This window comes from Streptomyces mayteni (assembly GCF_054783955.1).
The window spans coordinates 1-11,349 of record NZ_BAAGPR010000170.1 but is presented as its reverse complement, the minus strand read 5'-3'; the positions used below and the strand labels follow the sequence as shown (position 1 = coordinate 11,349).

Annotated in this window: 9 protein-coding genes and 1 pseudogene; 5 read left to right on the top strand and 5 right to left on the bottom strand. The window is 74.1% G+C overall.

What is annotated here, in order from left to right; all coding sequences use genetic code 11:
• Positions 1 to 322: 322 nt before the first annotated feature.
• Complete coding sequence (locus ACYVPE_RS37500; RefSeq protein WP_461038314.1) at positions 323 to 2,188, bottom strand: AMP-dependent synthetase/ligase; 1,866 nt, start codon at positions 2,186 to 2,188, stop codon at positions 323 to 325.
• 96 nt (positions 2,189 to 2,284) lie between these two features.
• Complete coding sequence (gene lepA / locus ACYVPE_RS37495; RefSeq protein ID WP_461038313.1) at positions 2,285 to 4,144, bottom strand: translation elongation factor 4; 1,860 nt, start codon at positions 4,142 to 4,144, stop codon at positions 2,285 to 2,287.
• Between the two features lie 195 nt (positions 4,145 to 4,339).
• On the opposite strand from lepA, the gene rpsT reads away from it, so the two are divergent.
• Complete coding sequence (rpsT, locus tag ACYVPE_RS37490) at positions 4,340 to 4,606, top strand: 30S ribosomal protein S20 (RefSeq protein ID WP_461038312.1); 267 nt, start codon at positions 4,340 to 4,342, stop codon at positions 4,604 to 4,606.
• Between the two features lie 227 nt (positions 4,607 to 4,833).
• Here the strand turns inward: rpsT and holA are convergent, their stop codons facing one another.
• Positions 4,834 to 5,820 carry a DNA polymerase III subunit delta gene (gene holA, locus ACYVPE_RS37485; protein WP_461038311.1) on the bottom strand — a complete coding sequence of 329 codons (987 nt, stop codon included), beginning with the start codon at positions 5,818 to 5,820 and terminating at the stop codon, positions 4,834 to 4,836.
• Positions 5,821 to 5,878: 58 nt separating this feature from the next.
• Between holA and ACYVPE_RS37480 the strand changes: the two genes are divergently transcribed.
• Positions 5,879 to 6,115, top strand: coding sequence for a hypothetical protein (locus tag ACYVPE_RS37480; protein ID WP_461038310.1), 237 nt, complete (start codon positions 5,879 to 5,881; stop codon positions 6,113 to 6,115).
• A gap of 69 nt (positions 6,116 to 6,184) precedes the next feature.
• Positions 6,185 to 6,643 (top strand): pyridoxamine 5'-phosphate oxidase family protein, encoded by a 459-nt coding sequence (locus ACYVPE_RS37475; protein ID WP_461038309.1) that lies wholly within the window; start codon positions 6,185 to 6,187, stop codon positions 6,641 to 6,643.
• A 12-nt stretch (positions 6,644 to 6,655) separates the two neighbouring features.
• Here the strand turns inward: ACYVPE_RS37475 and ACYVPE_RS37470 are convergent, their stop codons facing one another.
• Positions 6,656 to 7,486 (bottom strand): TetR/AcrR family transcriptional regulator, encoded by an 831-nt coding sequence (locus ACYVPE_RS37470; protein WP_461038308.1) that lies wholly within the window; start codon positions 7,484 to 7,486, stop codon positions 6,656 to 6,658.
• A 199-nt stretch (positions 7,487 to 7,685) separates the two neighbouring features.
• Between ACYVPE_RS37470 and ACYVPE_RS37465 the strand changes: the two genes are divergently transcribed.
• Positions 7,686 to 8,876 carry a cytochrome P450 gene (locus ACYVPE_RS37465; RefSeq protein ID WP_461038307.1) on the top strand — a complete coding sequence of 397 codons (1,191 nt, stop codon included), beginning with the start codon at positions 7,686 to 7,688 and terminating at the stop codon, positions 8,874 to 8,876.
• A gap of 13 nt (positions 8,877 to 8,889) precedes the next feature.
• Positions 8,890 to 9,096, top strand: coding sequence for a ferredoxin (locus tag ACYVPE_RS37460; RefSeq protein WP_461038315.1), 207 nt, complete (start codon positions 8,890 to 8,892; stop codon positions 9,094 to 9,096).
• A 27-nt stretch (positions 9,097 to 9,123) separates the two neighbouring features.
• Here ACYVPE_RS37460 and ACYVPE_RS37455 read toward each other — a convergent pair.
• Positions 9,124 to 11,346, bottom strand: a pseudogene (locus tag ACYVPE_RS37455) (ComEC/Rec2 family competence protein); the annotation flags it as partial.
• Positions 11,347 to 11,349 lie beyond the last annotated feature (3 nt).

Below are 11,349 nucleotides of genomic sequence, written 5' to 3'. Positions count from 1 at the left end.
GGCCCGGCCCACGGCGGCTACGCCGCCGGGCCGCCGGCCCGCTGCCGCGCAAGCCACCCGCGAGGGCGGGTGGGTGGGCGCGGCACGGCCGCAGGCCGACACGGCCGCAGGCCGACACGGCCGCAGGCCGACACGGCCGCAGGCCGACACGGCCGCAAGGGCCCAACGGCGGCGAAGCCGCCGCGTTGGGCCCCCGCGGGCCACCGCCCGCGCGCAGCGCGCACCACCCCGCGCGGCAGCGCGCCCGCGACGCGGCAGCGGAACGGAAAGGGCGGGTGGGTGGGGGGGCAAAGGCCGGCGGGAGCCCTGACCCCGCCAGGGGTTACTCGTACATGGACTCGATCAACGCCCCGAACTCCCGCTCCACCACCGGCCGCTTCAGCTTCAGGCTGGGCGTGAGGTCGCCGTGCTCGACGTCCAGTTCCCTCGGCAGGAGGCGGAACTTCTTGACCGTCTGCCAGGGCTGGAGGCCGGAGTTCAGCTCCTGCACGTAGCCGTCCACGAGCGCGATCGTCCGTTCGTCGGCGACGATCTTCGCGTAGTCGTCGGGGAGGCCGTTCTCCTTGGCCCAGCTCGTGATGGCCGCCTTGTCGAGGCCGATGAGCGCGCCGCAGAACTTCCGGCCAGGACCGACGACCAGCATGGTGGAGACGTAGGGGCAGACCGCCTTGAAGCGACCCTCTATCTCGGTCGGCGCGATGTACTTGCCGATGGAGGTCTTGAAGAGGTCCTTCTTGCGGTCGGTGATCCGCAGGTAGCCGTCGTCCGAGAGTTCGCCGATGTCGCCGGTGTGGAACCAGCCGTCGGCTTCGAGGACCTCGGCGGTCTGTTCCGGCAGGCCGTGGTAGCCCTGCATGATGCCGGGGCCGCGCAGCAGGATCTCGCCGTCGTCGCCGATGCGGACCTCGAGGCCGGGGAAGGCCTTGCCGACGGTGCCGGTGCGGTTGGCGGCGCCGGGGTTGAGGAAGCTGGCGGCGGCGGACTCGGTCAGGCCGTAGCCCTCCAGGATGGGGAGGCCGGCGCCCTCGAAGAAGTAGCCGATGTCGGGCGGGAGCGCCGCGGAGCCGGAGACCAGGGCGCGGACCCGGCCGCCGAAGAGTTCGCGGAGCTTGCCGTAGACGAGCCGGTCGGCGGCGGTGTGCTTGGCCCGCAGCGCGGCCGGCACGGAGGCGCGGCCGGTGCGGCGGAGGTTCTCCTGGGAGACCCGGCCGTACTCCTTGGCGACGTCGCAGGCCCAGGCGAAGATCCGGGCGCGCAGCGCGCCGCCGGACTTGGCGCGCATGGCGGCGCCGTTGTAGACCCGCTCGTAGATCCGGGGCACGCCGCAGACGATGGTGGGCCGCACCACCGGCAGGTTCTCGATGATCTTGTCGACCCGGCCGTCCACCGCCATCGCGTGGCCGATCTTGACGTGTCCTGAGAGCAGCACCTTGCCGAAGACGTGCGACAGCGGCAGCCACAGGTACTGGACGTCGTCGGGGTACAGCATGCTGATGGCCTCGATGGCGTAACCCATGTAGGACCAGGTGTCCTGGGAGAGCCGGACGCCCTTGGGGCGGCCCGTGGTGCCCGAGGTGTAGATCAGCGTGGCGAGCTGGTCGGGCTGTTGGGCGGCGATGGCGGCCTTGACGCAGTCGGGGTGCTTCTCCAGGTAGGCGGCGCCGCGCTCGGCGAGGTCGGAGAGGGAGAGCACCCAGCCGTCCGGGTCGCCGTCGACCGCCACCGCGTCGGCCGCCTCGATGACGACCACGTGGGCGAGGTCGGGCAGCCCGGCCCGGCGCTCCCTGACCTTGGCGAGCTGCGTGGCGTCCTCGGCGATCAGCACCCGGCTGCCGGAGTCGGAGAGGACGTAGGCCGTCTCGTCGGCGGTGGTCTGAGGGTAGACCGTGGTGGTGGCCGCGCCGGCGCACATGACGCCGAGGTCGGCGAGGATCCAGTCGACCCGGGTGGCGGCGGCTATGGCGACCCGCTCCTCGGCCCGGACGCCGAGCGCCATCAGGCCGGCGGCGATCGCGTGCACCCGGCTGGCGGCCTCGGCCCAGGTGTAGCTGTGCCACTCGTCGGGGCCCCCGGCGGTCGGCACCGGATAACGGAATGCCTCCCGGTCCGGGGTGGCCTCGACGCGCTCCTGGAAAAGGTGGGCCACGGACGGCGGGCGGTTGTCGATCGGGAGCTTTTTCTCTGTCACGGACTTCCTCCGGGTGCCGCACTGCAACGGGGGTGACCCACCAGTAACCAAGGGGTGGCGATCAGACTAGGCTGCCGCGCCCCCAGGCGTAAGGTGCTATTTCTTGTTCTTTCCTTCCGCCCCGTCGGAATCGGAGGAAAGGGCGGCGATGAACGCCTCCTGTGGCACCTCGACGCGGCCGACCATCTTCATCCGCTTCTTGCCCTCCTTCTGCTTCTCGAGCAGCTTCCGCTTCCGCGAGATGTCGCCGCCGTAGCACTTGGAGAGAACGTCCTTGCGGATGGCGCGCACCGTCTCGCGGGCGATGACCCGGGAGCCGATGGCGGCCTGGATAGGCACCTCGAACTGCTGCCGGGGAATGAGCTCGCGCAACTTCCCCGCCATCTTGACGCCGTACGCGTACGCCTTGTCCTTGTGGACGATCGCGGAGAACGCGTCGACCTTGTCGCCGTGCAGCAGGATGTCGACCTTGACGAGGTCGGCGGCCTCCTCGCCGATCGGCTCGTAGTCGAGGGAGGCGTAGCCGCGGGTCTTGGACTTCAGGGCGTCGAAGAAGTCGAAGACGATCTCGGCGAGCGGCAGCGTGTAGCGCAGTTCGACGCGGTCCTCCGAGAGGTAGTCCATGCCCTTCATGGCGCCGCGCCTGGTCTGGCAGAGCTCCATGATCGCGCCGATGAACTCGCTGGGCGCGATCAGGGTGGCGCGCACCACCGGCTCGCGGACCTCGTCGATCTTGCCGACGGGGAACTCGCTCGGGTTGGTGACCGTGTGCTCGGTGCGGTCCTCCATGGTCACCTGGTAGACGACGTTGGGGGCGGTGGCGATCAGGTCGAGGCCGAACTCGCGCTCCAGGCGTTCCCTGATCACCTCCAGGTGCAGCAGGCCGAGGAAGCCGACGCGGAAGCCGAAGCCGAGGGCGGCGGACGTCTCGGGCTCGTAGACCAGCGCCGCGTCGTTGAGCTGGAGCTTCTCCAGGGCGTCGCGCAGCGCCGGGTACTCGGAGCCGTCGATCGGGTAGAGCCCGGAGAACACCATGGGCTTGGGGTCCTTGTAGCCGCCGAGCGGCTCGGTGGCGCCGTTGCGCTGCTGGGTGACGGTGTCGCCGACCTTGGACTGGCGGACGTCCTTCACGCCGGTGATGAGGTAGCCGACCTCGCCGACGGCGAGGCCGTCGGAGGGGGTCATCTCGGGCGAGTTGACGCCGATCTCCAGCAGTTCGTGGGTGGCGCCGGTGGACATCATCTGGATCCGCTCGCGCCTGCCGAGCTGTCCGTCGACGACCTTCACGTAGGTGACGACGCCGCGGTAGGCGTCGTAGACGGAGTCGAAGATCATCGCGCGGGCGGGCGCGTCCGCCTGGCCGACGGGGGCCGGGACCTGGCGGACGACCTCGTCGAGGAGCGCCTCGACGCCCTCGCCGGTCTTGGCGGAGACGCGCAGCACGTCGCCGGGGTCGCAGCCGATGAGGTGGGCGAGTTCGGCGGCGAACTTCTCCGGCTGGGCGGCCGGCAGGTCGATCTTGTTGAGCACCGGGACGATGGTGAGGTCGTTCTCCATCGCCAGGTAGAGGTTGGCGAGGGTCTGTGCCTCGATGCCCTGGGCGGCGTCGACGAGCAGGACGCAGCCCTCGCAGGCGGCGAGGGAGCGGGAGACCTCGTAGGTGAAGTCGACGTGGCCCGGGGTGTCGATCATGTTGAGCACGTGGGCGGTGTCGTCGATCGCCCAGGGCATGCGGACCGCCTGGGACTTGATGGTGATGCCGCGCTCGCGCTCGATGTCCATGCGGTCCAGGTACTGGGCGCGCATCTGCCGCTGGTCGACCACCCCGGTCAGCTGGAGCATCCGGTCGGCGAGTGTCGACTTGCCGTGGTCGATATGCGCGATGATGCAGAAGTTGCGGATGAGAGCCGGGTCGGTGCGGCTGGGCTCCGGCGCGTTCGAAGAGATCGCGGGCACGCGGGGTCCTGTCGGGTCATGGCGGCGGTTCGTGGATGTTCCATGGTCCCATGCGGGAGGGGCTGCTCCGGATTGGGAGGGTGTGGGGGACCGCTGGTACGCTGGGCCGCTGGTGTCTCGGGTATCCCGTGTCTCGGGCTATCGCGCGACATTCAGTGGTCAGCATCGACATCGAACCTGCAAAGGCTCACATTCGTGGCGAACATCAAGTCCCAGATCAAGCGGATCAAGACCAACGAGAAGGCCCGGCTGCGCAACCAGTCGGTCAAGTCCGAGGTGAAGTCCGCCGTCCGCAAGGCCCGCCAGGCCGTGGCCGCGGGCGACTTCGAGGCGGCTGAGGCGGCCCGCCGCAACGCCGCCCGCAAGCTGGACAAGGCCGTCAGCAAGGGTGTGCTGCACCCCAACAACGCGGCCAACAAGAAGTCCGCGCTCGCCCAGCAGGTCAACGCCCTCAAGGGCTGACCCGGCGGCGCACCGCCACCGGTCACGTAGAGCGGCCCCTCTCTCCGCTTCGGCCGGTGCGCGCGCACCGGGCACCGCGCTGATCCCAGACGTTCGCCACGCGGGTGCGGTGCCCAACCGAACGATCACCAGGGCCTCGAGCCCGCCCCTTCCCCGGGGCGGCCGGGGCCCTTGGTGTGCCCGCAGTCCGTTCCGGCGGTCCGGGCCGGCGGCCCGGGGGCCGGCCGTCAGCGGGAGCGGGCGGCGCCGGCGATGGTGACGACGGCCTTCTCCAGCGCGTACTCCGGGTCGTAGCCGGCGCCCTTGACCGCCGCGTCGGCCTCGGCGACGGCGCGCAGCGCGACGGCGACGCCGTCGGCCGACCAGCCGCGCATCTGCTGCCTGACCCGGTCGATCTTCCAGGGGGGCATGCCGAGCTCCCTGGCCAGGTCGGCGGGGCGCAGCCCGCTCGGCGCCGAGGCCAGCCGCCCGATCGACCGCACACCCTGGGCCAGGGCGCTGGTGACCAGCACCGGTGCCACGCCGGTGGCGAGCGCCCAGCGCAGCGCCTCGAGGGCGTCGGCGGTGCGGCCCTCCACGGCCCGGTCGGCGACGGTGAAGCTGGACGCCTCGGCGCGGCCCGTGTAGTAGCGGCCGACGACCTCCTCGTCGATGGCGCCCTCGACGTCGGCGGCGAGCTGGGCGCAGGCGGAGGCCAGCTCCCGCAGATCGCTGCCGATGGCGTCGACCAGGGCCTGGGAGGCGGCCGGGGTGGCGCTGCGGCCGGCGGCGCGGAACTCGTCGCGGACGAAGGCCAGCCGGTCGGCCGGCTTGGTCATCTTGGGGCAGGGCACCTCGCGGGCCCCGGCCTTGCGGGCCGCGTCGAGGAGGCCCTTGCCCTTGGCGCCGCCGGCGTGCAGCAGCACGAGGGTGATCTCCTCGGCGGGGGCGGCCAGGTATGCCTTGACGTCCTTGACGGTGTCGGCCGACAGGTCCTGGGCCTGGCGGACGACGACCACCTTGCGCTCGGCGAAGAGCGAGGGGCTGGTGAGCTCGGCGAGTGTGCCGGGCTGGAGTTCGCCGGGGGCGAGGTCGCGCACGTCGGTGTCGGGGTCGGCGGCCCGGGCGGCGGCCACCACGCGCTGGACGGCCCGGTCCAGCAGCAGTTCCTCCTGCCCCACCGCGACGGTGAGCGGGGCGAGGGGGTCGTCGGCCTTGGGGGATCTGGCTGCCATGCGGCCCAGCATCCCACGCGGGTCCGACAGTGGGTTCCGCGCCGGGGACAATGGCCCGATGCGACATGTGCTGGTGCTGCCTGACCGGGACGCGGCCGAGGAGGTCGCCGCCGAGCTGGCCGAACGTCTGCGGCTGCCCGAGGAGCCCCGCCCGGTGCGGGACGCCCTGGCGGGCGAGGACGACGCGGAGGACGCCCAGTGGCTGGTGGTCCTCGAGGACGCCGCGCCCGGCTGGGACGTGGCGGCGCTCGCGGCGCTGGCGGAGGCGCACGACGGCTGGTTGGAGCGCGACTGACGGCGCCCGCGCAGGTCCTAGGACCGGCGCCCGATGCCGGCCCGCGGGGCGCCGGGCTAGCGTGCGGAGATGACGACCGAGACGGCGCCGGCGCGCGATGCCGCGCAGCGTAAGAAGGATGTGCTCGACCGCCTGCTGCGGGACGTGGACGCCTGGGTGTCCACCACGGGCGAGGGCGGGGAGCCGTGTCTGGTGCCGCTCTCCTTCGTCTGGCACGACGAGACGCTGGTGATGACCACCAGGGCCGCCAACCCGACGGCCGTCAACGTCGCGCGGGACGGGCGGGCGGTGGTGGCCCTGGGGCACACCAGGGACGTGATCCTGATCGACGCCGAGGCGGCGGTGGTGGCGGGCGACGCGCTGCCGGCCGCGGCGGGCGAGGCGTTCGAGCGCAAGCTGCACTGGGACGCCAGGGGGCGGTCGACGTGGGTGTTCCTGGTGTTCCGCCCGCGGGCCGTGCGGGCCTGGCGGGAGGTGAACGAGCTGGCCGACCGCCAGCTGATGCGGGACGGCGTCTGGTTGGTGTGAGGGCGGTGGGGGTCAGCGGTCGAGCAGGGGGGCGATGCCGTCCAGGAAGCGGTCGAGGCTGAACTCGAAGAGTTCGTCGAGGTCGGCGGCGGCCTCGGGGATCCGCTCCAGGGCCGCCAGGCGGGGGAAGCGCGGGCCGGTGCCGTCCGGCCGGCGGAGCGCGGCGGGGGCGACGCTGGCGCGCCACTGGGCGAGCGAAGGACCTTCGGCGCGGGACGACTCGATCTCGCTGACCCGGAGCAGGCCGAGCCCCTGCACCTGGCCGAGCACGCTCTGGGCGATCCGGTGGACGGTGAGCGGGTCGAGGCCGTGGCCGTCGAGGGCGGCCATGGCCCGCTCGACGCCGGCCAGCACGCTGGGCACCAGCGGCGGCCGCACGGTGGCCAGGACCTGGAGGGCCCAGGGGTGTGCGGTGTACAGCGCCCACTCGGCGCGGGCGACGCCGGCCAACTCGGCGCGCCAGTCGCCCGGGAGGCGTTCCGGGGTGCCGCTCGCGGCGTAGACGGCCTCGACCATCAGCTCGATCAGCGCGTCCTTGCCGTCGACGTGGTGGTACAGCGCCATGGTGCCGACGTCGCACGCCTCGGCGACCCGGCGCATCGAGAGCGCCTCGAGGCCCTCGGCGTCGGCGATCAGGACGGCGGCGCGCACGATGGCGTCCACGGTGAGCCCGCCGCCGGCCCTGGACGGTTCAGGCGGTTCAGGCGCGGCGGGGCGCGGCGCCGCCGACTCGGCCTGCCTGGCCCGGTAGGCGCGGGCCTGGCAGGAACGGGAGCAGTAGCGGGGGGCGCGGCCGCGCGACAGCCGGCCGAACTCCCGGTCGCACTGGACACAGATCGGCATGCGATCTCTTTTCGTCACGGATCCTCGGTGTGACGAAATGCTAGCAGGCTCCCACCGGGTGGGCAGGTTGTTCAACCGAGGAACTACCAGGTGAGAGCCGCCTGTTGCCGCCACCTCCCCTCTGAGGCGAACTGCGAGCCGAACGAGACTTTATGCTGTACGGAGAGGTCTGTTCCTCCGGAGCCGAAGGAGCCTGGCGATGACCGACGCCTTACCGCCCCCCGCGCCGTTTCCGACCGTCCGTGACACCCCCCTCGACCCGCCGGCCGAGTTGGGGCGGCTGCGCGGGAGCCACCCCGTCAGCAGGCTGGCCCACCCCGACGGCTCGACCGGCTGGCTGGTGACCGGGCACGCCCTGGTGCGCCAGGTGCTGGCGGACCCGCGGTTCAGCTCCCGCACCGAGCTGCTGCGTTCCCCGGTGCGCGCCGAGCCGCACGAGCCGGCCCCGCCCGGCGTGTTCATCGGCATGGACGAGCCGGCGCACGCCCGCTATCGGAGGCTGCTCACCGGCCAGTTCACCGTGCGCCGCACCCGGGCGCTCGCGGCGCGCGTCGAGCGGATCGTCGAGGACTGCCTGGACACGACCGAGGCGGCGGGCCCGCCCGCCGACCTCGTGCGGACCTTCGCGCTACCCGTTCCCTCCCTGGTGATCTGCGAACTCCTCGGCGTGCCCTACACGTTCCACGGGGACTTCCAGCGCTGGACCACCGCCATGGTCTCCACCGCGAGCAGCGCAGCGGAATCCCGCGCCGCTGAGGAGGCGCTGACCGCGTTCCTCGCGGACGTCGTGGCCGCCAAGCGGGCCGCGCCCGGCGACGACCTGCTCAGCGGGGTGATCGACGCGGGCGCGCTGACCGACGAGGAGGCGGTGGGCATCGCCATGCTGCTGCTGGTGGCCGGGCACGAGACCACCTCGGGCATGCTGAGCCTCGGCACCTTCGCCCTGCTGCGCCACCCCGAGCAGCTCGCCCTGCTCCGCGCCGATCCCGGGCTGGTGGACGGCGCGGTCGAGGAGCTGCTGCGCTATCTGGGCATCGCCCAGTTCGAGGTGGCGGCGCGCTCCGCGCTCGAGGACGTCACGCTCGGCGGTCGGCTGATCAGGGCCGGCGAGCCGGTCACCCTGTCCCTCCCGGCGGCCAACCGGGACCCGGCGGTCTTCGCCGACCCCGACGAGCTGGACCTCACCAGGGCGCCCAGCGGCCACGTCGCCTTCGGGCACGGCGGCCACGCCTGCCTCGGGCAGCAGTTGGCCCGCGTCGAGATGCGCATCGCCTTCCCCGCCCTGCTGCGCCGCTTCCCCGGGCTGCGGCTCGCGGTGGCCCCCGAGGACGTGCCGTTCCGGAACGACATGCCCATCTACGGCGCGCACCGGCTGCCCGTCGCCTGGTAGGAGGACCACGGACATGAGCCACATCCGCGTCGAGGCGGACCCCGGCCGCTGCGTGGGCACCGGCATGTGCGCGCTGCTCGCCCCTGAGCTCTTCGACCAGAGCGAGGAGGACGGCACCGTCCGCGTCCGTGCCGGGAGGCCGCCCGACACCCACCGCGCCGCCGCCGCGCAGGCCGCCGCCCGCTGCCCGGCCGGCGCCATCCGGATCGGCGACGGGTGACGCCTCGCCGGCCGTGACCTCGCCGCGGCGGACGGTCGCGCGGGGGCCCTCTGCCGTGTCCGCGACGGCCACCGCGCCGTGCAGGTCGGTGCGCAGCACGGTGGCGCCGGCCGCCGCCAGCGCGGCCAGGGTGCGCGGGGCCGGGTGGCCGTAGGAGTTGTCGGCGCCGGCGCTGATCAGCGCGAGCCCGGGGCGCAGCCGGTCGAGCAGTGGCTGGTGCTGGTGGGCCGAGCCATGGTGGGCGACCTTCACGACGTCGACCGCGGCCAGCTCGGGGTGGGCGGCCAACAGGCGCTCCTGGGCCGGGGGTTCGAGGTCGCCGGGCAGGAAGACCGTCAGCTCCCCGACGCGCGCCAGCAGCGTGACGCTGGCGTCGTTGGCGCCGAGACCCACCGGGTCGGGCGGCGGCCACAGCACCCGCCAGCTGAGCCCGGGGCCTGCCGTGCCGGACTGGCCTGGCACGACGGGCGCCACCGGGATGCCGGCCTCGGCGGCGGTCCTGGCGACGAACTCGGCCTGGTCCTGGCCGTCCCGCACGGTGGTGGTCTGGATGGCGTCGACCCGCCGACCGGCCAACACGCCGGGCAGACCGGCCACATGATCGGCGTGGAAGTGGCTGAGCACCAGCAGCGGGACGTGGCGGACGCCGAGGTCGCGCAGGCAGCGGTCGATGGCGGCCGGCTCCGGGCCGGCGTCCACCACCAGCGCGCTGTTGCCGCCGGCGGCCAGCACCAGGCCGTCGCCCTGGCCCACGTCGCACGCCACCAGGCGCCAGTCGGGCGGCGGCCAGCCGGTGAGGATCCTGGGCAGCGGCGCCGGCCTGACCACGGCGAGCAGGAGCAGCAGGGCGCAGACCAGCGCGGGCCCGGGGCCGCGCGGCGCCCGGCGGGCCATCGCCAGGGCGCCCACCGTGGCGGCGGCCAGCAGGGCGGCGCCCCACCAGCCGCCCGGCCAGCCGAGCTCGGCGCCCCGCAGCCGGGCGCCGGCCCGCGCGACGCCGGCGATCCACCGGGCCGGCCAACTCGCCAGCCAGCAGAGCGCCTGGGCCGCCGGCGGGGAGAGCGGGGCGACGGCCAGCGCGGCCCAGCCGAGCACCGTGACCGGCGCGACGGCGACGGCCGCGAGCAGGTTGCACGGGATGGCGACCAGGCTGGTGCTGGCGGCGAAGACCGTGATCACCGGCGCGCACACCACGTGGGCGGCCGCCGAGGCGGCCAGCCCCTCGGCGAGCGGCCCTGGCACCCGGCGGGCGCGCAGCGCGGCGCTCCAGCGCGGGGCGAGGGTGAGCAGCGCGCCGGTGGCCAGCACCGAGAGCAGGAAGCCGAACGACCTGGCCATGGTGGGCTGGTAGAGGATCAGCAGCAGCACGGCCGCCGCGAGCGCGGGGAGCAGCGAGCGGGTGCGGCCGGTGGCCAGGGCGAGCAGCGCGATGCCGGCGCAGGCGGCGGCGCGCAGCACGCTCGGGTCGGGGCGGCAGACGAGGACGAACGCGAGGACGAGGCCGCCGCCGAGCACGGCGGTGGCGCGCAGCGGGATGCCGAGCCGGGCGGCGAGGCCGCCGCGCTCGACCAGGGATGCGGTGCCGAGCCGGCCCACCAGCACCCCGAGGACGATCGCCACCTGGCTGCCGGAGACCACGATCAGGTGGGTGAGGCCGGTGACGGTCACCGCCTCCTCGAGCTCGGGCGAGAGCGCCGCGTCGTCGCCGATCACCAGCGCCGGCAGCAGCGCCTCGGCGTCGCCTGGCAGCCCCTGGGCGGCATCCCGGAGGCCGGCCCTGAGCCCGCCGGCGACCCGCTGCGCGAGACCGGGCCCGCCGATGACGACGGGTGGCCCGGCGTCGTCGGCGCGCAGCACGGCGGCCAGCTCGGCCGCGCGCCCGGGCATCGGCTCGGTGGCCTCCGCGGTCAGCCGCAGCCGGGTGGTGGGCAGCAACCCCAGCCAGGCGGCTGCCGCTTCGGCCTCCGCCGGCTGGACGACGAGGAGGACCGGGGCGCGGACGGCGTGTGCCGTGCCGTCCTCGGCGACGACCAGGCTGGTCTCGGCGGCGAACAGCACGGGCCGTGGCGCGCCCGGCCGCCCGGGCCTGGCGGCGGCCTGCCGTGGGTCCTCGGTGAGTTGGGCCTCGACGGTGAGCGGCTGCCCGGCCAGCGCCGGCCAGGGCCCGGCGCAGAGCGCGGCGGCGAGCAGCCCGGCGCCGGTGCCGGCGGCCGCCGCGCAGAGCAGCGCCGTGGCGACGGCGCCGGTCAGCGG